The sequence below is a fragment of the Bacteroides sp. AM07-18 genome (genome assembly GCF_003602695.1).
Lineage (GTDB): Bacteria > Bacteroidota > Bacteroidia > Bacteroidales > Bacteroidaceae > Bacteroides > Bacteroides uniformis.
Genome location: NZ_QTLM01000001.1, coordinates 327,066 through 352,383, shown reverse-complemented (window position 1 = coordinate 352,383; position 25,318 = coordinate 327,066). Strand labels below are relative to the sequence as shown.

Sequence of the window (25,318 nt, the reverse complement as noted above, 5' to 3'; positions counted from 1 at the left end):
GTCTAAACCTCCGCTTTAGGAGTCTCAACCTCAGCTTTAGGAACTGCAACCTTTACTTGGGGAGCTGTATCGTCAGCCTTCGGTTTGCGCGGCGGGAAGTTGAGGGCAATGATTGTGTTTTGCGGACAAGCTTCCTCGCACTTGCGACAGGATTTGCACTTATTGGGGTCAATGTAAGCCAGATTGTTTTCCAGCGTGATAGCCTCGAACGGACAAACCTTCACACACTTGCCGCAACCGATACATGCCACGGTACAAGCCTTGCGTGCTACGGCCCCCTTGTCCTTGTTTACACACTGTACGTAAATACGACGTGATTTCTTGCCTTGAGGACGGATTTCAATAATAGATTTCGGACAAGCCTTGGCACAAGCTCCACAAGCCGTACACTTTTCCTCATCCACTTCGGGAAGTCCGGTCTCCGGATTCATGTGGATAGCATCGAACTGGCAGGCAGCCACACAGTCGCCGCATCCCAGACAGCCATAACTACAACCCGTTTCACCACCATAGAGAGAAGCCGCAATGGCACAACTCTTGGCGCCATCGTATTGGTTCACACGAGGACGGTTGGCACAAGTTCCATTACATCTCACCACCGCAACCATAGGTTCGGCAGCAGCGGCATCCAAGCCCAGAATCTCGGCAATCTTTGTCATGACGGGCTGTCCACCCACCGGACAAAGTTTACCATCCAGCGAACCTGCCTTTACGCAAGCATCTGCAAATCCGCTACAACCGGGGTAACCACATCCACCGCAATTTGCCTGGGGAAGCACCTCTGCTACCTGGGCAATCCGCGGATCTTCATACACGGCGAATTTCTTGGAAGCCACGTAAAGAATAGCGGCCGATACCAGCGCTATAACTCCCAATGAAATCACTGCAATCAGAATTACATTCATAAATTAGTTGTTTATTAATTATTTGTTTTATTATTAGTTAGTTCATCGGTCGTACGGAGAATGAGAACTTCTTACCCATCCGCGACTTGTTCAGCCACAATATATAATAATAAGGTATAAGAAGTGCCAGCGAACAAAGTGCAGAACGCAGCTCGTCATTCCAGATAGCCATAAAGACAAACAGTGAGATTATCAGAATAAGGAAAGGAAATATAAAGGCAAACAGAACTGCCATCACTCCCATTGAAAGTTCGCCCGTCACCCATACACGGTCACCGGGCTGGTAGGATGCGGCATTGGCATCGGCCACATCGACAAGTTTCTCTTTCGTATCCGCAGAGGTACAATGCCCCTTGACACTACACGAAGCGCACGCTGAAGTCTGGATGATTCTCACTTGGAGATGAGAACCGTTTATGTTTTCCACAATACCTTGATGTTTTATAGTATTCGCCATTTTGCAAAGTGTGCATTACAAATCGCGGCAAATTTACGCATTATTTGTGAACTGCAAACCTTTCCTATGCATTTTCTGTGTTCGTAAACGTGCTTTTTCTATGTTTTTATGTTTTTTCACCTGCCACAGACTACAAAAAGACAAAAAACAGACGGTCTGTCAAGGAAAAACAGACCGTCTGACTAACCAAAACAGATAATCTGTTCACTCCGAACAGACCATTTGTTTATTTACCATTTATAATTGATACCGAAACTGAGCAATTCTTTTACCTGAAAATAGCTGTCCCCTTCCGTCGGCTTGGCACTGTCGTCATAGCGGGCGTGCACATAGAGCTTGGTGGAAAGATAGCGGTTCAGCACAAAGTTCACCGTGTTTTCCCATTCGATACGCGTCCACTCATAACTGGTCTGGAAGTCCAGGCGGGAATCCAGCGTAATGGAAGGAATGATGGTCCACGAAAGTGTAGGCTGTATCTGCGAACCGAAGTTATGCTTCACGCACTTGCCCTCCTCAAGACCGAAACTCACTTCATTCACACCCTTATTCCCCACATAGCGCAGCATGTACGTCAGCGGAGCCATGAAAACGGACAAGCTGAATTTCTGCTTCTTCAACTTGTAGTCCATACCGATACTGCTTGACCAGTCCGCCGGAGCAAAGAAAGCCGAAACCAGCTCTTCACTGTTGGCCTTGTAGCCATTGCAGAACTGGGTCTTAAACTCAGTCGTGATGGTATAATACCACTTGGACGCAGCCTGAATACCCAGTTTACTGTACAGCCGGAGTTGGTCGGTACTTACCAGATAGTTATGAAACTCGTCGGAAGGTGCGGAGCTGAAGCCCAGCTTGGCATCGAGCAGATTTTCCCACTGCACCTTTTCACGGTCATTATAGTTGGCAAACAATTGCAGGTTGGCAAGCACGGCGTTAGTGCTCTCACCTCCCTTGTACCAGTTGTCGGAGATATAGTTCTGGGTAATCTGCAACGAACCGTTTCCACCCGTCACCCACCAGTTGGGCTTGTGGATAATCACGTCGGCTTCCTCCTTCACTCCCACCATATTCTCTTGTGCAAACAGTTTCACGACGGACGGCTTGGAAGAAACCTCCTTCTCTATATTATCCTTGAATATCTTCCCTTTCATCACCTCCTTCTCGGTCATTACAACCAGATTGGGACAATTCACATACGTGTTCAGCAGCGTACGGTCCACCAGTTTGTTGGCTCGGTCCTTTGAGGTGAAACTCAGTGTGTCGAACGGCAACATCTCGCGCGTCAGGGCAGGCACCGTATCAGGCACCTGGAAATGCCAGTCCACCTTGGAAAGGCGTCTCATGGGGGCATAATAATAGGTAAGGGGAAGGAACAACCTATAGTAGTTCGGATTGGAAGGTATATAACGCTCCGGAGTCGTGGGGTCATTCAAATAATCCAGCACTCCGATATACCTTTCATATAATATGGAAACAGTATCCAGCCTGTACCCCATACCTTCCGGTTTCAATTTCAGAATCATGTATTCTTTCATTATATCCGGCAAGGTGTCGGCTTTGGCAGTTGTTTCCTGTCCACTGTTCTTCGAGGCGGTATCCAGCGTATTCTGTGCCATCACCGACGAAGAAATCATCGTAGCAATTAACCAAAATGCAATGTGTCTATTCTTCATAATGCCCTAAAGTCTATGTTTCGAGCGCAAATTTAGCTTAAAATGTTTAGAAAACATAGAAAAGCCATAAGAAAAAGGCAAGAAGGACTTTCTTCGATGAAATCGTATTTTTTAATAATTGTTTCATCGAAACTTTCTCTACTTCCTCTTTTTTTTATAATTTTGCGCTTTTTAAGTTCTACGTGTACTGACGGGAGCAGTGCGCACCTTGAACGACAAGCCGTATAGGCTCTTGGCATTAGATTAAACAATTAATAAAATAATATAGTTGTGGGAGAAACAAAGTATATTTTCGTCACCGGTGGTGTTGCCTCTTCATTAGGTAAAGGTATCATCTCATCCTCCATCGGTAAATTGCTGCAAGCAAGAGGTTACAAGGTAACCATCCAGAAGTTTGACCCGTATATCAACATCGACCCGGGTACACTGAACCCTTATGAACACGGCGAATGCTACGTTACCGTGGATGGCCACGAAGCCGACCTCGATTTGGGCCATTACGAACGCTTCCTGGGCATCCAGACCACCAAAGCCAACAATATCACGACCGGACGCATCTACAAAAGCGTCATCGACAAAGAGCGCCGGGGTGACTATCTGGGAAAGACCATCCAGGTTATTCCCCATATTACAGACGAAATCAAGCGTAATGTAAAACTGCTGGGAAACAAATACAAATTCGACTTTGTTATTACCGAGATTGGCGGTACAGTGGGTGACATCGAGTCTCTGCCCTATCTGGAAAGCATCCGTCAGCTGAAGTGGGAACTGGGAAAAGACGCCTTGTGCGTACACCTTACTTATGTCCCCTACCTGGCAGCTGCCGGTGAGCTGAAGACCAAGCCCACCCAGCACTCCGTAAAGGAACTGCAAAGTGCCGGTATCCAACCCGATGTCCTCGTACTGCGTACGGAACATGAGTTGAGTACCACCCTGCGCAAGAAAGTGGCTCTGTTCTGCAATGTGGACGAAAATGCCGTGGTGCAGAGCATCGACGCGCCTACCATCTACGAGGTGCCCATCTTGATGCAGCGCCAGGGACTGGACGTTACCATTTTGAAGAAAATGGGACTTCCCGTCGGCGACACTCCGGGACTGGGACCGTGGCGCGCTTTCCTCGAACGCCGTCACAAAGCCGAAGAGACTGCCCCGCTGCACATCGCATTGGTGGGCAAATATGACTTGCAGGATGCCTACAAGTCCATCCGCGAGGCCCTTTCACAAGCAGGAACCTACAATGACCGCAAGGTATCGGTAGACTTCGTGAACAGTGAAAAGCTGACTGACGAGAATGTGGCAGAAGCCCTGAAAGGCATGGCAGGCGTACTTATCGGTCCAGGCTTCGGCGAACGCGGCGTTGCCGGCAAGTTCGTAGCCATCAAATATGCGCGTACGCACGACATCCCCACCTTCGGTATCTGTCTGGGTATGCAGTGTATCGCCATCGAATTTGCCCGTAACGTACTGGGTTATGCCGATGCCAACTCACGCGAGATGGACGAAAAGACACCGCACAATGTCATCGACATCATGGAAGAGCAGAAGTCCATCACCAATATGGGTGGAACCATGCGTCTAGGTGCCTACGAATGTGTTCTGCAGAAAGGCAGCAAGGCATACGAGGCATATGGTACCGAGCATATCCAGGAACGTCACCGTCACCGCTACGAGTTCAACAACAGCTTCAAGGATGCCTACGAAGCAGCAGGCATGAAGTGTGTGGGTATAAACCCCGAATCGGACCTGGTGGAAATTGTTGAGATTCCCGCATTGAAGTGGTTTGTCGGTACCCAGTTCCATCCCGAATACAGCAGTACGGTATTGCATCCGCACCCACTGTTCGTAGCATTCGTGAAGGCCGCCATCGAAAATGAAAACGAAAAGAAATAATTTGTAATAAGTAATTTGTAATCAACAAAGAATGGATAAAAATACCATCACAGGTCTTGTTCTGATAGCGATATTGTTAGTAGGTTTCAGCTTTCTGAGCCGTCCCAGCCAGGAGCAGTTGGAAGCACAGCAACGTTACTACGACTCCATAGCCCAGGTGCAACAGCGCGAAGCCGACTTGAAAGCCAAGGCGGAAGCAGCCCTGGCCAACGAAAGCGGAGCGGAAGCAAGCGTTGACTCCACTGCCCTCTTCTTCGACGCCCGTCAAGGAACCAACTCGCAGGTAACCATCCAGAACAACCTGGCAGAAATAACCGTAGATACAAAAGGCGGGCGCATAGCTTCGGCCACGCTGAAGGAATACATGGGACAAGACAAGACGACCCCCGTCACACTGTTCAGCGGCAATGACGCTTCCATGAATTTCCTCTTTTACAACAAGAAAGAGACTATCCAGACGGAAGACTATTATTTCACCGCAGTAAACCGTACGGACAGTACCGTCACCATGCGTTTGTCGGCAGACAGCAACAGCTATATCGACTTTACCTACAGCATGCACAATGACACATACCTGATAGACTTTACTATCCAGGCTGTCAATATGGAAGGCAAGCTGGCCGCTACCAACAATTATGTGGACATCGAGTGGTCTCAGCGTGCCCGTCAGATAGAGAAGGGTTACACCTACGAGAACCGTCTGGCTGAGCTGACTTACAAAATCGCCGGAGAGGGTACCGATTATCTGTCTGCCAACAAGAACGATGAAAAGGAAGTTCCGGAACGCCTGGACTGGATTGCTTTCAAGAACCAGTTCTTCTCTTCAGTATTTTTGGCAGATGCCGACTTTGAAAAGACCAAACTGAGTTCCAAGATGGAGACTCAAGGCAGCGGCTACATCAAGGACTATTCTGCGGAGATGAGCACGAAGTTCGACCCTGCTGGCAAGGAACCTACCCAGCTGTTCTTCTACTTCGGCCCCAATCACTACAAGACTCTGACCGCACTCGACAAGGGGCGTGACGAGAAGTGGGAGCTGAACCGTCTGGTCTATCTGGGCTGGCCGCTCATCCGCTGGATAAACAAATGGTTCACCATCAACATCTTCGACTGGTTGTCCAGTTGGGGGTTGAGCATGGGTATCGTACTGTTGTTCATGACGTTAATCGTAAAAGCTGTAGTATTCCCCGCAACGTGGAAAACCTACATGTCATCCGCCAAGATGCGCGTACTGAAACCGAAAATCGACGAGATAAACAAGAAGTACCCCAAGCAGGAAGATGCCATGAAGAAGCAGCAGGAAGTGATGGGCCTCTACAGCCAGTACGGAGTCAGTCCGATGGGTGGATGTCTGCCGATGCTGATACAGTTCCCTATCCTGATGGCCTTGTTCATGTTCGTGCCGAGTGCCATTGAACTCCGCCAACAGAGCTTCTTGTGGGCAGACGACCTTTCCACTTACGATGCGTTCATCAACTTCCCGTTCCATATCCCGTTCCTGGGAAGCCACCTCAGCTTGTTCTGCCTGCTGATGACGGTTACCAACATATTGAACACGAAGTACATGATGCAACAACAGGATACGGGTGCCAATCCGCAGATGGCTGCCATGAAGTGGATGTCATACCTGATGCCTATCATGTTCCTCTTCATATTGAACGATTATCCTTCGGGATTGAACTATTACTACTTCATCTCTACGTTAATCAGTGTGGTAACAACGCTCATCATGCGCAAGACAACCAATGAGGAAGCCCTTCTTGCCCAGTTGGAAGCCAACAAGAAAGACCCGAAGAAGATGAAGAAAACCGGTTTCGCCGCCCGTCTGGAAGCCATGCAGAAACAGCAGGAACAGATGATGAAAGAGAGACAGAACAAAAAGTAGTAAGACTACCATTCAAGATATTCTTTTGCAGAAAGCCGGACAATGACATTTGCCCGGCTTTCTTATCCTTACACCAACGAAAAAATTCACAGACTCTAAATTATGCAGACTAAATACACCTACAAACAGATCTGGCTTATAGCCTACCCCATCCTAATCAGCCTCCTTATGGAGCAACTGATAGGTATGACGGACACTGCCTTCCTCGGGCGTGTGGGCGAAGTCGAACTGGGAGCATCTGCCATCGCCGGTGTCTTCTACATGGTCATCTTCATGGTTGCCTTCGGTTTCAGCATCGGGGCACAGATACTCATTGCCCGGCGCAACGGCGAACGGCAGTATAAGGAAATCGGTGACTTGTTCTATCAGGGCATCTATTTCCAAGTCGGAATGGCGGCAGTCATGTTCCTGCTATCCTATTGCTTCTCACCGATTATCCTGAAACGCATCGTCGCTTCGGAACATATCTACGAAGCAGCCACCAGCTACCTGCATTGGCGTGTATTCGGTGCCTTCTTCTCGTTCAGCGCAGTCATGTTCCGTGCCTTTTTCTTGGGAACCACCCAGACCAAGACACTGACACTGAACTCCATCGTCATGGTGTTGAGCAATGTCGTATTCAACTATATCCTGATTTTCGGTAAATTCGGTTTCCCAGCGCTCGGCATTGCCGGAGCCGCCATCGGCTCCTCACTGGCCGAGCTGGTTTCGCTGTTATTCTTCATCCTCTATACCCGCAGCCGCATCGACTGCCGCAAGTACGGGCTGGATCGTATTCCTAAGTTCCGGCTGGACGTATTGAAACGGATGCTGAACGTCTCTTTCTGGACCATGATACAGAATTTCTTCTCCCTCTCCACCTGGTTCCTTTTCTTCCTTTATGTGGAGCATTTGGGAGAGCGCTCGCTGGCAGTGACCAACATTGTCCGCAACGTGTCCGGCATACTGTTCATGGTACTCATGGCGTTTGCCTCTACCTGCGGGTCACTGGTCAGCAATCTCATCGGTGCAGGCCACTCCGATTGCGTGGCAGGCACCATCCGGCAGCACGTACGCATAGCCTACGTCTTCGTACTTCCGCTGGCATTGCTTTTCGCGGTGTTCCCCAAGCTGATTCTGGGAATTTATACCGACATACCCGACCTGCAGGACGCTGCCGTGCATTCGCTTTGGGTGATGTGCTCCACCTATCTGTTCCTGGTTCCTGCCAATGTCTATTTCCAGGCAGTTTCCGGAACCGGCAATACGCGTACTGCATTGGGCATGGAGCTGGCAACGCTGGTCATCTACACAGCCTATATCACCTACATTATTCTGATTCTGCAACTCGACGTGGCCATCTGCTGGACCTCGGAAATGGTTTATTCCAGCTTTATTCTCATTTTCTGCTGGCTATATATCAAACGTGGGAATTGGCAAGGAAGGAAAATTTAGTATCTTTGCATTGAAATAACTGAAACAAAAAGCATATATGAAACAAGTAAATCTACTACTTATGTCAGCAGCCATGACATTGGCCTCTTGCGGAGGCACAAAAGATGCCGGACAGCAGCAGGACGCAGCAACGCTCATCCAGCGGTCGGACATCAAGATTGAAGGAAAGCGTATGACACCCGAGGCACTCTGGGCGATGGGACGCATCGGCAGTGTGGCCGTATCCCCCGACGAAAAGCAAATTGCCTACACGGTATCCTATTACAGCGTGCCCCAGAACAAGAGTAACAGCGAAGTCTTCGTCATGAATGCCGACGGTAGTGACAATACCCAGATAACGCATGACGCCTGGCAAGAAGGACAGCCCACGTGGTTTAAGGACGGCAAGAAGCTTGCCTTCCTTTGCAACGAAAGCGGCAGCAGCCAGGTATGGGAAATGAATCCCGACGGCAGCGGACGCAAGCAGCTGACTCAATACGAGGGAGACATCGAAGGGTTCTCTTTCTCGCCCGACGGCAAGAAACTCCTTTTCATTGCCCAGGTAAAGACCGTGAAGAGTACGGCAGACAAACATCCGGACCTTCCTAAAGCTACCGGCATCATCGTTACCGACCTGATGTACAAGCATTGGGACGAATGGGTGACTACTGCTCCCCATCCATTCGTTGCCGATTTCGACGGCAATGCCATCAGCAATGTCACTGATATTCTTGAGGGAGAGCCATACGAAAGCCCGATGAAGCCCTGGGGCGGTATCGAGCAGCTGGCATGGAGCCCGTCTTCTGATAAGGTGGCCTATACATGCCGTAAGAAAACCGGACTGGCGTATGCCATTTCCACCAACTCCGACATTTATATCTACGACCTTGCCTCCAAGGAAACCAAAAACATCACGGAAGAAAACAAGGGATATGATACGAATCCCCAATACTCTCCCGACGGCAAATACATCGCCTGGCAGAGCATGGAGCGTGACGGCTACGAAGCCGACTTGAACCGCTTGTTTATCATGAACCTCGAGACCGGCGAGAAACGTTTTGTAAGCAAGGCATTCGAATCGAACGTGGACGCCTTCTTGTGGAACAAAGATTCCCAAAGCATCTACTTCATCGGTGTATGGCATGGCGAGACACAGATTTACAACATCGACCTTGCCGGAAACGACAAGCTTACCCGGCTCACCGACGGCATGTACGACTATGCTTCGCTTGCCCTTTGCGGAGACAAGATTATCGCCAAACGCCACTCCATGAGCATGGGCGACGAAATCTATGCCGTAAACAGTGCACGCAACGGCGACGCTTTTGCAGAAGCAGTGCAACTGACCACAGAAAACAAGCAGATTTACGACCAGCTGGAGATGGGTAAGGTGGAAGCCCGCTGGATGAAGACCACCGACGGCAAGCAGATGCTGACCTGGGTGATTTATCCTCCACAGTTCGACCCTAACAAGAAGTACCCCACCCTCCTCTTCTGTGAAGGCGGTCCTCAGAGTCCCGTCAGCCAGTTCTGGAGCTACCGTTGGAATTTCCAGATTATGGCGGCAAACGACTATATCATCGTAGCTCCCAACCGTCGTGGTCTTCCGGGCTTCGGTGTAGAGTGGAACGAAGCCATCAGCGGTGATTATGGCGGCCAGTGCATGAAGGACTACTTCACTGCCATTGACGAAATGGCCCAGGAACCTTTCGTCGACAAAGACCGCCTGGGTTGCGTAGGCGCCAGCTTCGGAGGTTTCTCCGTATATTGGCTTGCCGGACACCATGACAAACGCTTCAAGGCATTCATCGCACACGACGGTATCTTCAACATGGAAATGCAATATCTGGAAACGGAAGAGAAATGGTTTGCCAACTGGGATATGGGCGGTGCTTATTGGGAAAAGAACAACGCTACGGCACAACGCACTTTCGCCAACTCCCCGCACCTCTTCGTCGACAAATGGGACACCCCTATCCTCTGCATCCACGGAGAGAAGGACTTCCGCATCCTTGCCAACCAGGCAATGGCCGCCTTCGATGCAGCCGTGATGCGTGGCGTTCCTGCCGAACTGCTTATCTATCCGGACGAAAACCACTGGGTGCTGAAGCCTCAAAACGGCGTGCTGTGGCAACGTACCTTCTTTGAATGGCTGGACAAATGGCTGAAGCCGGCTAAGTAAAGCCCCTCAAAAACAATAAAAACAAATAATCCCGGACTCTTTGTCAAGAATCCGGGATTATTTGTTTTTATCGTACACCGCCCGATTCATTTTTTATGACTATAATTTGGGCAGTTCAAATAAAGTCAATACATTTGCTTTATGCACACTCCGAAGAAGTGTAAACAATATGTCCTAATATAACCCGATAAAAGATGAATGAAAATTGGCCTGAGATTGTGGAAACACTGATACCGTATTTTGAAACAAATTCGGTAGAAGGTGATTACCAGCGGGAAATAGAGAACTGCTTGAAATTTCTTGGATGGAAAAAGACCAATGGAACAATGGTATCCCAGTATACATTACCGATAGGCAATAGTAACTCCATACGCCCGGACATTGTACTTTGGCGAAAGAACGAACATGATACACAATCCCCCGTACTCCCAATTGAAATAAAACGTCCGTCTAATATACAAAATGAGAGGCAAGAAAATCAGTTGATGTCGTATATGCGCCAACTGAAACTTAATGTCGGATTATATATAGGAGAAAAGATACAACTTTACTATGACATTCCCAATGATGGAGAGAATCCCATTTGTGTATTTACAGCGGAAATTAAAAAAGAAGATACAAATGGTTCCATCATCTGTGACTTATTGAGCTACGACAAATTCAATCTGGAAAAAATAGAAACATTCTGTAATGAGCAATATAAAAAAATCCAAGCGCGTAATAATCTGCATAGGAGGGTGTCAGAATTCTTATCCGAAGGCAATGGGGTAAAGAATATGATTTCGTTGCTCAAAGACAAGTTTACAGCTGAAGGATTTGAGGAATCCGCCATTAATGAAGAATTTGCCAATCTTACGCTTACAGTACATTACGAAAATAAGAGCATTCTCCCTTCATTACAACTTAAAACGAGGCAAACATCTAAAAACTCACAAAACGACTATAAAGAAAGTGACTCCAAAGACCATACAAAATTCTCATTGGATGGAATCAACTTCTATGTCAAAAGACGTTTTGTATTGGAAGTAATCAAGCACTATATCAAAGACCATCCCAACATAAACTATGTTGAACTGGAAAAAGTCTTTCCATCCAATTTACACAGTAAAGCATTGGGTGTAATACGTACCTTGATAGAAGTCCAAGAAAAAATCAAATCTCATCCCGATTTAAAGAAACGTTACTTTCTTAAGCCTGATGAAGTTATTTTATTGGCAGACGGAACAAAAATTGTTGTCAACAACCAGTGGGGAACATTATTTCCAAGATTTCTTGAAGCAGCAAAGAAACTGTACCAAGTAACCAATGATACGGAAAGCAATACTCCAATATCCCGATTAAAGATTACTTTTGGTAATGGGAAAGTAATTCAAGAAACACAAGCAGCCGAGACTTTCCGGCAATTTGTGATGACAGTAGGTGTGGAACAAGTGCAATCTTTAAATATCAAGGTATGCAAGATTCCCTTGATATCAAACACACTTCATGAGAAATACCAGCGCGCTCAAAAACCATTAGGCAACGGACGGTTTCTTATGACCTGCAGCAATACAAAAACAAAGAAGCGTGATATCGAGCGTATTGCCAAAGCTTTGGGTATTCAGGTGACCGTGGAAATTGTATAATGGAAGACAGTAATTCAAGAGATATGTCTTGAAAAATACTTTTTCATGAAGAGTACGTATATTGCGCTCAACAGTAAGATACACCCTATCAAGAAGATATAGCCATACCGTTGGTAATAAATATATCCTACTATTATAAAAGTCTGTATTGTCATATAGGCCAGAGAGACTATGACATGAGGAATCTTCAGTTCATTCGCCATAATCTGATACAGATGCTTGCGATGCGGTAGCCCGATATTCTCATGAAGCATCAGGCGGTGAATGATAGTCAGTACACTATCCACACCATAAACGGATAAAAGGACAATCCAACTGAAATCTTCCGTTTCAATGATGAGCCTGCCTATCAGGAAAAGAAGGATAAAGGCAATGCTCACCGAACCCACATCACCGGCAAAGCATTTGGCACGCTTGCGGAAATTGAAGAAACAGAAAACTAGAACGGAACAGATAACGGTATAGATGAAATCCGCTTCCACAAAAGTAACAACCTCCTTATTGATATAGGCCAACGCAGCAAGAATAACCAGAGAATAACCACCGGTTATGCCGTTAATGCCATCCATAAAGTTGTAGGCATTGATGATACCCGTACAGACTATCAAGGCTATGACTATCCACCACCAGGACAAGGAGAACAGTCCCCACTGATAAAACATCATAGCCATAGCAGAGAAATGAAAAAGCAGCCTTGTCATCTGTCCGGTGGATTTTATATCGTCCACGAAGCTGATGAACGTCACCAGTGTCAAGGCAAGCAGGAAACAAGGATATTCAAAGCCACTCGTCAGGAAATAGGCCAACGCTCCGAAATAGAAAATAATCCCACCACCGCGTAAAGTCACTTTCGTATGGGAACTCCGCTCATTGGGCTTGTCGATGATATTGTACCTATCAGCCACTCTAAAATAAAAAAGTTCTGCCAAAAACAGCAGAACCAATATTAACAGATAATACATAACAGTATTTTCCTCTTTAATTTTTAATTATCAATTTTTAATTCTTAACTTTTAATTTGAGAACGATTTTATCGTTCTCACTATCCCCTCCTCTGCCCTCACCGGCATTCTGTCAATTCCCAGGGCAGCCTTTATCTTCGCATTACTCACCACATAATTCTCTGTCAACTTGCGCAGACGCTCTGTATTCAAAGGCAAATGGAGCAGAGTCCCAAGCCGGGCACAGAATTCCATCAGTCCTCTGTTTATCTTCCAGATATGCGGCTTGCGGTCCAAAGCCCGACACATCAAAGCTATCAGCTCATTCGTGGACAAGGCCTCGTCATCTCCCATGTGGTAGATACCACTCCCCACCTCCTTAGTCAACAGCCCTTCCACCACGTAGCAAAGATTGTCTATCGAAGTAAAAGACCTCCTGTTCTCAAAAGCCCCCAAAGGCCAGGGAATGCCTTTCCTCACCACATTATAAAGAAGATTCAGATTGCCTTTATTGCCGGAACCATGAATCATGCAGGGACGCAGGATATAAACCTGCTTGTCATCATAAGGATTAGCTTTCAATTTCCCATTCTCAACCTTCAACTTGTCAAGGATGTAATTCTCGGCAGCTATCTTACTTTCCCCATAAGGCCCTACCGGAGCAGGCACCACATCTTCAGTCAGCATATCACCCACCACACTGTCTGCAGCGGCTTTCACAGAACTGAAGAATACGAACTTCTTCGCAGACGATTCCAGAAAGAAATCAAATATCTTTTGAGTCAATCCCGTATTAATATCAAAATAGGATTGGGCTGCGGACCGGTTTTTCGTATCATGGGCTTTACCAGCCAGATGAATAATGGCATCGAATTCAGGAAGATTCCGCATCGGAAAAGAAGCCGGTTCGATATCCTTCCAGAAAAAAGTCTTTACCACCCCCTCCTTTTCAGGAGCGACAATATCCAGCCCGTAAAGGCTATGACGTTCCTTTAGGGCAACAACGAGATTGGAACCCACAAAGCCGTGGATTCCAGTGACGAGTATGTTCATTGAAATATGCTAAAAAATATACTGACCGGAAACGTGGTTATTGGTTATGTATTTGATAAAATAAGTATCTCCGATGACAGAGAAGAAAATATACCACGTCGTATTAGAATTACGTTGATAAGTGATGTAATACATATCCTTACCATAACGCTCAAAAAAAGCGGGCGCTTTCTTTTTTAATTTAGAATGAATGTTCTGTTGAATATCAGCTATCAGTTCTTCCACATAAGAAATAGCAAAAGGATAAGTACCCAAATACTCCTTCTCAACAAGTATTTTTATAAGCCCATACAAATCCTCCTCTACTTCGGGAGCGAATACGACTCTCATCCAAACAAAGCCTTTATACGAGGGCAAAGCCTATCCAATAATTCTTCACCGGAAATAGCATGCCTAATGTCATCACGTCCTTCCGTAACGATATTCGGATTATTCTCATTACCCGTATATACAACTACCGGTTCACCAACATTCGGCACCATCGGTTCTTGTTCCTTATATGGCTTGTTCTTCTTCATGAATCCAATCTTTCTACAAAGATACCCGGGAATATCAAGATATCCTAATAATTGATTGATAAATATCGTATGTTCATAAAGCTTCAACTAAGTCTACATATTTTTGAGTTACCACATCCTTGGAATATAATCGCTTAATCACCTCTACACCATTTCGACCCAGTAAAGCCAGTTCGCTTTTTGAGACGGAATTCAGCCAGTCCGCCATTTCTCCCACCTTCTTTTCCAAACTCTTCTCTGTAATCAATTTTGCACAGCCATGTTCCTGCAGGAAGTTGATGATAGGCGTATCCTTTCCCGAGCAGACCAATAAAGGCCTACCACATGCCATGATTGTATAAACCTTGGAAGGGAATCCCTGCATCTCCATCTCAGGGTTCATGAAAATAAACTGGATGTCTGAATAGGCAAGAATGGACGGCATCAAACTTCTGGGCTGATAGGGCAAAATATGCACATTATCCAGCTCCAACTCACGTACTTTCTCCTCAAGAACGGGTTTCATGACTCCCTCACCGATTATAAAGTATTCAATGGAAACCCCTTTCGTCTTTTCTGCCAGACAAATTAAGGGCTCCCAATCTTGGGCATAACCAATATTCCCGGCATAAAGTAATTTCAAAGAATCTGTGGCAGGGAAAAAATGGGGATTCAGACATTCTACATTTCCACCTTGAGAATTATACAATTCTGTATCTACAAAATTAGGTATTATACAAAGCTTGGACTTATCCTTAAACCTTCCGGCTATTACATTATAAAAAACCTGGTCTATTGTCGTTACGGCCGTTGAGTTATTATAAACATACCGTTCCATCCTACGTAGCTGTTCTATAACAAGCCCGTCCTTTCGTTTCAAGATGTCAGGATATATTTCCTGCACATTATATATGGTTTTACATCCCTTGATTTTCGCCAGCCAAATGTTTATTACACCGATAGTCAAAGGAGGGGAAGGTGACAGTATGACATCTATATTTCTCTGGAACAAACCAATCAGGAAAGAGATAATATGCCAATAGACAAATCCCAGGACACGCAGAAATGTATTTCTGAATTTCTTCTGGGGTACATGAAGAACTCTGATTCCATGAAAACAGCTTTCTTTACAAATCCCCCAAACCTTCCATTTCAGAGGTTGTACTGCCAGTTGTGATTCCACAACATTGTAATGAGGCGTAGTTGTCAATACCAATACTTCATAACCGTTTTCTTGGAATTTCAGAGCAATATCATTATAAAGATAGGCTGTCGAAACTCCATCCGGACTGAAAATCAGGCTATGTATCAAGATTTTCTTAGGCATGTCTCACCATTATTTTCTCCAAACCATCTTGTTCACCACCCCCGTATAGCTCTGAATCAACTTCACAACCTTGGCCGATACATTCTCATCCGTATAATTGGGCACCGGCAGGCCATCGTCCTCATTCCTATTCATCTCCACGGCAGTATCTACAGCCTGAAGCAAGGATTTCCCATCAATGCCGGCAAGGACAAAGATACCCTTGTCAAGAGCCTCGGGACGCTCCGTACTGGTACGGATGCATACAGCAGGGAAAGGATGCCCCACAGAAGTGAAGAAACTGCTCTCCTCAGGCAGAGTACCGCTGTCACTCACAACGGCATAGGCGTTCATCTGCAGGCAGTTGTAGTCGTGGAAACCGAGAGGTTCATGCTGAATCACACGTCTGTCAAGTGCAAAGCCGCTTGATTCCAGACGTTTCCTGCTACGGGGATGACAACTGTAAAGTATGGGCATGTCATATTTCTCGGCCATAGCGTTAACCGCGCTGAAAAGGGACAGGAAGTTCTTCTCCGTGTCAATGTTCTCTTCCCGATGCGCGGAGAGCAGGATGTATTTACCTTTCTGGAGATGCAATCTCTGGTGAATATCGCTAGACTCTATTTCGGACAAATTCTCATGCAGGACTTCCGCCATGGGCGAACCGGTTACGTATGTACGTTCTTTCGCCACGCCCGAAGCGTTCAGGTATCTGCGGGCATGCTCCGAATAGCAGAGGTTCACATCGGAAATGACGTCCACAATACGGCGGTTGGTCTCCTCAGGCAGGCACTCGTCAAAGCAGCGGTTGCCTGCCTCCATATGGAAGATGGGGATATGCAGACGTTTCGCGCCTATCACGCTCAGGCAGGAGTTCGTGTCTCCCAACACCAGCACAGCATCAGGTTTCACCTGCACCATCAGCTTGTAGCTGGCGTTGATAATATTCCCCATCGTGGCACCGAGGTCATCACCGACGGCATCCATATACACATCGGGGGCTTTCAGCTTCAGGTCACGGAAGAAGACACCGTTCAGGTTATAGTCGTAATTCTGGCCGGTGTGGGCCAGAAGACAGTCAAAATAACTGCGGCATTTGTTGATGACAGCCGCCAGGCGGATGATTTCCGGACGGGTGCCCACTATAATCAGAAGTTTCAGTCTGCCGTTCTCCTGAAACCTGACTTGCGAATAATCCAATTTTATATCCATCTGTTCCTATATTCTTTAACTCGTTTCAGACTTTTTCAAAATAAGTGTCCGGACGTGCCGGGTCGAAACACTCGTTGCACCACATGAAAGTCACCAGGTCTTCCGTTTCCGAAAGGTTGACAATGTTGTGCGTATAACCGGGAATCATCTCCACGACCTCCATCCTCCCGCCGCTTACCTCGAAGCTGACAACCTCCTCCGTACCTATCTTGCGGAGCTGTATCAGACCGTGCCCGCTCACCACCACAAACTTCTCGTTCTTGGTATGGTGCCAGTGCTGGCCTTTCGTAACGCCCGGCTTGGAGATGTTCACCGAGAACTGCCCGCAGTCGGAAGTACGGATAATCTCTGTAAAACTGCCGCGGTCGTCCACATTCATCTTCAGGGGATAGCTGAACCGTTCTTCAGGCAGGTATGAGAGGTATGTGGAATAGAGTTTCTTTGTAAAGGCATCGCTCAAATCCGGAACGGACAAGGTACCGGGCATTTGCCTGAAAGACCTTATCAGTTCCACAATGCCGCCCAAGGTAATGGTATGTACTACGGGCACTTCGCAATAATCCCCGTTGCGGTGTTCCCTGCCGCTCAGGGCAGAGATAAGCTCGTCCACCACATCGTCTATGTAAACCAGATGCATCACCACCGAAGGGTCGTTCACCCGGATGGGCAAGTCATGGGCGATGTTGTTGCAGAAAGTGGCCACCGCGCTGTTATAGTTGGGGCGGCACCATTTGCCGAAAACATTCGGGAAGCGGTACACCAGTACCTTTGCACCCGTTTCCCTGGAGTACTCGAACAACAGTTGCTCCCCTGCCCGTTTCGATTCACCGTAAGGGTTGTCGAGTGCGGCCTGCGTGGAAGAGGAAATCATTACCGGACAGGTATTGCCGTGCTTCTTCAATGTATCAAGCAGCGTGGAGGCGAAGCCGAAGTTCCCCTTCATAAACTCAGACGCATCCTTGGGACGGTTTACGCCCGCCAGATTGAAGACAAAGTCAGCCTGTCTGCAATAGACATCCAGTTCGGCCGGGTCACTGTCCATGTCATATTCGTAGATGGCAAGTTCCTCACCCGCAATGCCGTAATTACGGGCTTTCCCGTCACGGATGTTGTGCAGCTGGGATACAAGGTTCCGGCCGACAAACCCTCGGGAGCCGGTTACTAAGATTTTCATAAACTAATGGGTTCTGTTTGTCACAGAAAAGAGAAGATATTCATAGTGAATGACAGAAATCATCCAAACCTATAAAACTTACTTTTGGGAAATTATATTGCTTCAATATATGAAAATGATGATCTTCCGTAACAATAAACTTGGCATTAGCCACAACTGCACAGTCCACAAACTTATTATCATCCGGATCTGATTTTATCAGATTGAAGTTATAATAAGGAGTAAAGAACAAAGTGTAAGGGTTATTGAGAATGACATCAATCACCAGCTTGGCTATTTCCACACCTGCCAAACGTTCTAAAATTTCCTCATATTCATTAAGAATTTCATCAGAAACGCATAACTGATTCGTTCCATCCAGAAAGCAATCCCAAATCTTACGGTACCTGCTTTTGGGAGAAATGCACTGTATCAGGCTATTTGTATCTAATACAATTCTATTCATCTCTTCGGAAGTGTACGGACATCAATTTTTCTCAGTTCATCAAGTTTTTCTTGGTTTAAAACTCCCGAATCCCATAAGTCATTCAAGCGGTCATCTAACTTCTGAGAAAAATATTTGGTCAACACTTCTTTAACTTCATTCAATCGCTCCTCCGAACCATCAAAAGCAAACATCTTCAAAAGATGTTGTTGAACTGAATTTAATACTGTTGCTGCCATATTCTCAATTATTAGTTTCAATATGGCAAAGATAGTTTTTTTTTCTAAAGGAACAATACATTCCCTCTTTCTTTCCTGTTGTATTATTCAAATTAAAGACTTATTCACTCTTGATTTCCGCACTCTTCGCCTTTTCCTCCATCCCGAGGTCTTCGCGGATGAAACGGAGTTTCAAAAGAAGCTTTTTCATGCCCTCCACATCCAGGCGGGCGGTGTTATGGCTGTGATAGTCCTCTATACGGGCAATATCCTCATTGCCTTCCGTGAAGAACTTGTCATAGTTCAGGTCACGGGTGTCGCAGGGAATGCGGTAGTAGTCGCCCATGTCGACAGCCTTTGCCATCTCCTCGCGGGTTACCAGTGTCTCATACAGTTTCTCGCCGTGGCGCGTACCGATGGTCTTCACCTCCGTCTCACCGTATTTCGGATCAACCTGCGCGTATGTTTCCTTCAAGGCCTGCGCCAGTACATCCAAGGTGGCGGCAGGAGCCTTCTGCACGAACAAGTCACCGTTGTGCCCGTGCTCAAACGCATAGATTACCAGATCTACGGCATCGTCCAGCGTCATCATGAAGCGGGTCATGTTGGGGTCCGTTACCGTAATGGGCCTGCCGTTCTTTATCTGCTCCACCCACAAAGGAATTACAGAACCGCGGCTTGCCATCACATTGCCGTAACGGGTACAGCAGATGGTCGTACCGGCTTCCTCACCCAACGCACGGCCCTTGGCTATGGCAACCTTCTCCATCATGGCCTTGCTGATACCCATGGCATTGATGGGATAGGCGGCCTTGTCGGTAGAAAGCACTACCACATTCTTTACACCATGCGCTATGGCGGATTCCAGTACATTGTCCGTACCGATCACATTGGTCTGCACGGCCTGCAAAGGAAAAAATTCACAACTCGGAACTTGCTTTAGAGCAGCAGCGGAAAATACATAATCCACTCCCATCATTGCACCGTCCACAGACTGGCGGTCACGGACATTGCCGATATAGAACTTCACCTTGGGATTCTGCAGATGATGACGCATATCATCCTGCTTCTTTTCGTCACGGCTAAAAATACGGATCTCTTTGATGTCACTATCAAGAAAACGACGCAATACAGCGTTACCAAAAGATCCGGTGCCTCCGGTGATTAATAAAACTTTGTCCTTGAATATAGACATAACTCACTAATATTTTTCCTATTTTCTAATTCTTTTATCCAATCCCAATAGTTGATAAAGTCTAATGCCAATCTTAAATGCCCAGGCATTATTCTTATAGTGCAAGTATTTTTTCGGCAATTTATGATATGACATTAGTTCTTCCTTACTAATAGCCAGTTTCTCTGCCACTTCATCAAACATCTTTTTACACTCCTCATCAGAAGCAGGAGGATTCTTTAAAATTTCAAGAGCTTCTTCACGGCTCATTTGTCCTGTAATAATCAAACTTGATAATTGCGCCCTACGAATATCATAGCCAAACCGAGTAGGAAGCCACCAAGCTTCAAGAAATTTAGTTAGCAAGTCTTCAAAATGCTTCTGACCATAAGGCTGATAATTATATTCACGTTGAAGAGTAGCAATCATTTCAGCTTTTGTAAATGGGACATAATTCAATAGTTGTAATGTTTTCACTCCTTTTATGTACGGAAGAATAAATTTGTGTTTAAGCCCTGTCGTATAAACATAATTTTTAGTTTTCACATTACCGTGCTTTTTTAATACATCTTTTACATAGGTCTTATCTGCCGTAGGTCCTGCACCATCAAACCAAGATTCTGGGTCTGCAATAATTTCAGTACAAATATTGTATCCGTTCAAAATGTATTTCACACCCAATTCCTCCGAATATTTATCTATTTGAGCAATGAAAGCATGGTCTTGAGGTGTATCCAAAGCAGCATGTCCTGTCTTAAAGAATGCAATCTGCATCTGCTTCAACTCTTCAAAATCCAATTTTTGAATATGAAGGTGGACATTCAGTTTGTCGCAAAGTTTTTTTATGTTTTCCTCTGCTATAGGTAAATTCCAACCAGCATCAATATGGAACACAAAAGGACGAAGTCCCCACTCCTTGACAGCGAGGTGCAACATATAACAACTATCCACTCCTCCGCTGAGTCCCAGAATACAATCATATTCTTTACCTTTCCCGGAGATTTTTACTTGTTCCAAAATGGCTTCTAATTCAGCTTCGTGACCTTTACCGTGATTCCACCAAGGTAATATATGTTGTTCATACTCTCGGCACCTGTCACATACACCATTTTCATCAAAAGTCAGATTAGAATCAGTTGTATCCATTACACAATGGGTACATACTTGGTAACCCTCAATAGCCATACATTTATTTATTAAGTAATTTATTATACAAATTTAAGTATTCTATATACCGCTTATTTTTGTCATATTTCATCACTGCTCGATTTCTACAAACCTCATAATACATTGATTTATCTTTAGCAGACAACATTTCTACCGCTTCACAAACAGCATTAACATCTCCAACAGGGACTACTAAGCCGGTTTCTTCTGATATCAATTCAGGACTTGCAGTCACATCATATACAATGGAAGGCGTACCACAAGCAAAGCCTTCTACAGTAGTTAATCCAAATGTTTCTGCGCATGAAAGGTTCATGACAATATCTGCTGCAGAATAATATTCAACTAATTCATCACAATTATCTGTTCGAGTTATTCCTATAATATTGTTAGGAAGAGAATCTTTTTGTTTAGGAGTAAGACCTACAAGAACAATCTGATACTTGTTTGGCAAAATATCAGCTAATTTATAATAGTCTATAAGTCCCTTTCTTTCCTCCCATGTGCTAGCAACACCAAGTAACATTTTTTTATCTTCTATTTTCAATCTCTGTTTTATTCTATTTGGACGAAAACGAAAAACATCTGTGTTAACTCCATTGACAATAGTTTTTATATCTTTCTCTTTGAAAAAGGACTTTTTTATTAAGGAAGTCAACCATTCTGAAACTGCTACAATATGCAAATTATTATTAGCAACAAATAGGTCACGTTTTAAATTATAGTTTCTTCTTGATTTATCAATTATAGATTGCGGATAAGTCTTCGTTAACGAACAATTTCTACAACCTTCTTCTGTTTCCCATTTATTACAATCTCCCAAATACGCACAATGTCCTGTAAAAGCCCAACAATCATGAAAAGTCCATACGACAGGAATATTTTTAGCATTTAAATATTCAAATAATAATCTATAATTCAGAAAGTACCCATGTATACAATGTAAATGAATAATATCAGGTTTCACATTTTCAATTTTGCAAATTAGTTTTTTCGTTCCTACTATCGTCCCTAAGCCATGTTCGTCAAACAAAAAACTTTTTGCAAAATGCATATATTCTTCCCATATTGAACCCACTTGAACAGATTTCATTTTGCTTGCTCCAACATATCGTGCACCATGTGCAATATAGCAATCCCATCCAAAATTTGTCATTAACGTACTAATATCTTCCGTAATCCGACCTGTGGATCCAACTCCTAAACATGTATCTATTTGAAAGAGCTTCATTTATAAAATAAATATTTGAATAAAAAAATCAAATTACCACCACATTATTATTGCCTGCACTTTTAGTATATTTTATAGTCTACTTACACACTCAACAACTTTCTTTTGGAATACCATGAGCGACGTAACAAACATTTATCGCATAAATGTATAAGCCGCATATACAAATTAGCCATATATATATAGACACATGGTAAATTCATCTCATTAAAATAATTACAACATGCTACTATATTAAAACACTTTTTCTTAGCTCCAATTCCTCCTCTGATATCTTCAATATGATGAGTTACCATTTGAGAAATGGGATATGCATAAAAACGCCCCTTAGGAGCAAAAGGCATTCTTTTTAAATAACTTGGTAATTGCACATTCATATTTTCTTTTATCAATATGTATGAATAGCCTAAGTGAATCAAATAGTTACAAACTTTGCATTCGGGGTATGTTTCAAAATCAAAAATTTCTGTATGCTTTTCTAAAAAAGAAGATTTTATGATGGCAAAATCTGTCGCCAACGAATAAAAGCGATCATACCATCTTGCACTAGCCCAAACTGCACTACTCACACTCAATTTGCCGACATATTTCTCAATCAATTTATCTGAATACAACCATGTATCAGCTTCCAATATAATTAAGTAGTCATATACAGTAACATCAATGCTATTCATACCTTCTAATAAAAGCTGAGAATTTCCTTTTAAATGCCCTGCATTTTTTTCTAAAACAACAACCTTATCAGCTTTTCTGTATATATCTTCAGTTACATTATACCCTTTATCTTTTCCGTTTGAAACAACGACTAAATCATAAGTGTATTTTTTCCATGTGTTTTTTATAATTTCAAGATTATAACGCAAATCTTCTATACGGTCATAAACTCTTATTAAGACACAAATTTTCATTTTTATTATCTTTAGAAAGATTTATTATTACAATAGGCAGAAAGAGAAACCAAATATGATCAAATGCACCTAAATAGGGATTAGTAGCATTTGCAATCATAAATAAATTCACTGCTACTATTAAAGACAAAACATATCTACACTCTACAATCGATTTTTTCAAACCCTGTATACTCCAAAACATTAAAATCAAATATTGCGTTACAAATATTAACATACCGATTATACCTCTTTCAAACAACATAGCTATATAAGAGAGCTCATATGTACCAGGTATATCAGAACGAATCACACTAGCATTAACCCCTGTACCATTTCCCAACAAAGGTTTTTCTACCCAACCGGCTATTAAAGATTCAAATTGTGCAATTCGGGGATCATTATTATCATTTCCAATGGTATTATCTAAAAAATCTCCTATCGCCTCAAAATCCACAAGACCATAAAATAAAGAAAATACAACAATTATTGATAAAATGAAGAACATAAAACCCACTTTCTTTTTATAAACAGTTATCAGTTCTGTTCTCTTGTTTTGATTCAAAAAACGTATCAATAAAAAAACAAAGAAAAAAGCCAAAAAAAAATTCAGAAAAATGACACGTCTAGAGGTAAAGAAGATATAAAATACACCAAGTGTAATATTTATCCAATCAAGCTTAACAAGCTTTCTTGTGACGAGAAAAAGAGAGAAGAAAAAAAAATATAAAAAGATAACACTTGTTACCGCTCCTCCAGATATTGCAATAAAAGGGAAACCAGGGCGTATCGTTGCATCATACCCTAAAATTTCTCCTTCTTTCATTAAAGTTAGATTGAACATTAAAAATGCAAATATTCCCATTATCAATATCACAAATAGGCAATATCTCATGCAAGAAATTAATGAATAGAAATATGATTTTGATATCAATAAAGTCAGGTATACAAATATTAATGGCCATAAACAATAAATTAATACGTATACATAAGGAGCCGGATTAGAAAGGAAAACACCGTAACATATTGAAAACAAATTAGAAAACACATAAACATATCCCCATATTAATAGTTTTTTAGATACTACAATAGTTTCTTTCCTTTGAAAAAAAGGAGATAATAGTAAAAGAAACAAAAGTATTGCTTTTATCCCTTGATATTTATAAGGGAAAATCAACATAAGTCCTATTAGAACATATCCAATATATTTTCCTAATATGCGACAAAATTGAAACACGATAAAGATTTTTATTAATCAAAATAAAGTTCCAAACTAATTTTCATAATAAAATGTTAGTCTTTTATAATACTCTTTCAAAACCACCAACAAAAAACACACAGTCCATAACAACAACAGATAGATTGTCTGACAAACAAAATCATTGAAATAGTCCCAAATAACAAACAAAGTAAATACTAATATAAAATTAGGATACAATATTGATTGATTTATCAAATATCGAAAATAATTGGGAAGTGACTGCTTTGCACTATTTTCATCCACATTTCCCAAATAAGAATCAAATGAAATAAGATTACGCATCACAAGCTCCACTGATATTATAGTTATAAAAATACAAGCCAGCATTGTCGCATCATACTTATCTGCTTGCAAATAAGTTATCCACATAGCTATATTCATCAAAGGATGACAAATTAAATGAGCCATATAATCCATTTCTTTACCGTATTTAGAAAATTGCTTTGTCGTACGAGCAACCTCTCCATCGCATAAATCCATTGTAAACCATAAATAAAAGCATATATATCCCGCTATTTTACACCATAAACAAGGAATCGCAAACAATGCGCTTCCAAGTACTCCCCACCCTATCATCATTAGAGTCACTGTATTAGGGGAAATTCCCTTCTTTATAAACATAGCAGAAAGATAGGGAGACAATGGTCTGCACATATGACCTGCCAACATTCCTTTTCTAATATTCGTAATTCTTGATTTAGACAAGTTTTTTATCTCATTTACAACATCTATATACGATTTCATAA

23 protein-coding genes are annotated in these 25,318 nt (G+C 43.6%); 5 read left to right on the top strand and 18 right to left on the bottom strand.

Features of this window, described 5'->3' with window-relative positions:
• Positions 1–2: 2 nt before the first annotated feature.
• From DW096_RS01600 to DW096_RS01590, 3 genes are all read right to left on the bottom strand, one after another.
• Positions 3–905: a Fe-S cluster domain-containing protein gene (locus DW096_RS01600; protein WP_005836987.1), complete on the bottom strand. Its 903-nt coding sequence runs from the start codon at positions 903–905 to the stop codon at positions 3–5.
• A 37-nt stretch (positions 906–942) separates the two neighbouring features.
• Positions 943–1,362, bottom strand: coding sequence for a SoxR reducing system RseC family protein (locus DW096_RS01595; protein WP_005836985.1), 420 nt, complete (start codon positions 1,360–1,362; stop codon positions 943–945).
• Between the two features lie 230 nt (positions 1,363–1,592).
• The gene (locus DW096_RS01590; RefSeq protein ID WP_008663544.1) at positions 1,593–3,032 is read right to left on the bottom strand and encodes a DUF3078 domain-containing protein; all 1,440 of its coding nucleotides are present in this window, start codon (positions 3,030–3,032) and stop codon (positions 1,593–1,595) included.
• A gap of 270 nt (positions 3,033–3,302) precedes the next feature.
• Between DW096_RS01590 and DW096_RS01580 the strand changes: the two genes are divergently transcribed.
• From DW096_RS01580 to DW096_RS01560, 5 genes are all read left to right on the top strand, one after another.
• On the top strand, positions 3,303–4,922 hold the full coding sequence (locus DW096_RS01580) for a CTP synthase (RefSeq protein WP_008663543.1): 1,620 nt from the start codon (positions 3,303–3,305) through the stop codon (positions 4,920–4,922).
• Between the two features lie 31 nt (positions 4,923–4,953).
• Positions 4,954–6,807, top strand: a complete 1,854-nt coding sequence (yidC, locus tag DW096_RS01575) for a membrane protein insertase YidC (RefSeq protein ID WP_035448466.1) — start codon at positions 4,954–4,956, stop codon at positions 6,805–6,807.
• A gap of 102 nt (positions 6,808–6,909) precedes the next feature.
• Positions 6,910–8,241, top strand: coding sequence for an MATE family efflux transporter (locus DW096_RS01570; protein WP_118930788.1), 1,332 nt, complete (start codon positions 6,910–6,912; stop codon positions 8,239–8,241).
• 37 nt (positions 8,242–8,278) lie between these two features.
• The gene (locus DW096_RS01565) at positions 8,279–10,402 is read left to right on the top strand and encodes a S9 family peptidase (protein WP_120028651.1); all 2,124 of its coding nucleotides are present in this window, start codon (positions 8,279–8,281) and stop codon (positions 10,400–10,402) included.
• A 194-nt stretch (positions 10,403–10,596) separates the two neighbouring features.
• Complete coding sequence (locus DW096_RS01560; protein ID WP_057087617.1) at positions 10,597–12,027, top strand: hypothetical protein; 1,431 nt, start codon at positions 10,597–10,599, stop codon at positions 12,025–12,027.
• Between the two features lie 14 nt (positions 12,028–12,041).
• Here the strand turns inward: DW096_RS01560 and DW096_RS01555 are convergent, their stop codons facing one another.
• From DW096_RS01555 to DW096_RS01485, 15 genes are all read right to left on the bottom strand, one after another.
• Positions 12,042–12,989, bottom strand: a complete 948-nt coding sequence (locus tag DW096_RS01555) for a glycosyltransferase family 4 protein (protein ID WP_117887369.1) — start codon at positions 12,987–12,989, stop codon at positions 12,042–12,044.
• Positions 12,990–13,040: 51 nt separating this feature from the next.
• Positions 13,041–14,021: an NAD-dependent epimerase/dehydratase family protein gene (locus DW096_RS01550; RefSeq protein ID WP_120028650.1), complete on the bottom strand. Its 981-nt coding sequence runs from the start codon at positions 14,019–14,021 to the stop codon at positions 13,041–13,043.
• A 9-nt stretch (positions 14,022–14,030) separates the two neighbouring features.
• Positions 14,031–14,351, bottom strand: a complete 321-nt coding sequence (locus DW096_RS01545) for a hypothetical protein (RefSeq protein WP_005829173.1) — start codon at positions 14,349–14,351, stop codon at positions 14,031–14,033.
• Complete coding sequence (locus DW096_RS01540; protein WP_005836975.1) at positions 14,348–14,539, bottom strand: hypothetical protein; 192 nt, start codon at positions 14,537–14,539, stop codon at positions 14,348–14,350. Before DW096_RS01540 ends, DW096_RS01545 begins: the two co-directional genes overlap by 4 nt.
• Positions 14,540–14,612: 73 nt before the next feature.
• A complete protein-coding gene (locus tag DW096_RS01535) occupies positions 14,613–15,845 on the bottom strand; it encodes a glycosyltransferase family 4 protein (RefSeq protein ID WP_005829176.1) in 1,233 nt (410 codons plus the stop codon).
• Positions 15,846–15,854: 9 nt separating this feature from the next.
• A complete protein-coding gene (gene wecB, locus DW096_RS01530) occupies positions 15,855–17,036 on the bottom strand; it encodes a non-hydrolyzing UDP-N-acetylglucosamine 2-epimerase (RefSeq protein WP_118930789.1) in 1,182 nt (393 codons plus the stop codon).
• Positions 17,037–17,061: 25 nt separating this feature from the next.
• Positions 17,062–18,210, bottom strand: a complete 1,149-nt coding sequence (locus DW096_RS01525) for a capsular polysaccharide biosynthesis protein CapF (protein ID WP_120028649.1) — start codon at positions 18,208–18,210, stop codon at positions 17,062–17,064.
• A gap of 40 nt (positions 18,211–18,250) precedes the next feature.
• The gene (locus DW096_RS01520) at positions 18,251–18,655 is read right to left on the bottom strand and encodes a putative toxin-antitoxin system toxin component, PIN family (RefSeq protein WP_022400851.1); all 405 of its coding nucleotides are present in this window, start codon (positions 18,653–18,655) and stop codon (positions 18,251–18,253) included.
• Positions 18,652–18,873, bottom strand: a complete 222-nt coding sequence (locus DW096_RS01515; RefSeq protein WP_005829183.1) for a hypothetical protein — start codon at positions 18,871–18,873, stop codon at positions 18,652–18,654. The genes DW096_RS01520 and DW096_RS01515 overlap by 4 nt, the downstream gene beginning before the upstream one ends.
• 100 nt (positions 18,874–18,973) lie before the next feature.
• Complete coding sequence (locus DW096_RS01510; protein WP_008663517.1) at positions 18,974–20,047, bottom strand: polysaccharide biosynthesis protein; 1,074 nt, start codon at positions 20,045–20,047, stop codon at positions 18,974–18,976.
• 18 nt (positions 20,048–20,065) lie between these two features.
• Positions 20,066–21,211 (bottom strand): N-acetyl sugar amidotransferase, encoded by a 1,146-nt coding sequence (locus DW096_RS01505; protein WP_118930790.1) that lies wholly within the window; start codon positions 21,209–21,211, stop codon positions 20,066–20,068.
• Between the two features lie 4 nt (positions 21,212–21,215).
• Positions 21,216–22,424, bottom strand: a complete 1,209-nt coding sequence (locus tag DW096_RS01500; protein WP_118930791.1) for a glycosyltransferase — start codon at positions 22,422–22,424, stop codon at positions 21,216–21,218.
• A gap of 83 nt (positions 22,425–22,507) precedes the next feature.
• Positions 22,508–23,332: a glycosyltransferase family 2 protein gene (locus tag DW096_RS01495; RefSeq protein WP_118930792.1), complete on the bottom strand. Its 825-nt coding sequence runs from the start codon at positions 23,330–23,332 to the stop codon at positions 22,508–22,510.
• The gene (locus tag DW096_RS01490) at positions 23,301–24,137 is read right to left on the bottom strand and encodes an O-antigen ligase family protein (RefSeq protein WP_133303544.1); all 837 of its coding nucleotides are present in this window, start codon (positions 24,135–24,137) and stop codon (positions 23,301–23,303) included. Before DW096_RS01490 ends, DW096_RS01495 begins: the two co-directional genes overlap by 32 nt.
• Before the next feature lie 447 nt (positions 24,138–24,584).
• Positions 24,585–25,316: a CDP-alcohol phosphatidyltransferase family protein gene (locus tag DW096_RS01485; RefSeq protein WP_118930794.1), complete on the bottom strand. Its 732-nt coding sequence runs from the start codon at positions 25,314–25,316 to the stop codon at positions 24,585–24,587.
• Between the last annotated feature and the right edge of the window lie 2 nt (positions 25,317–25,318).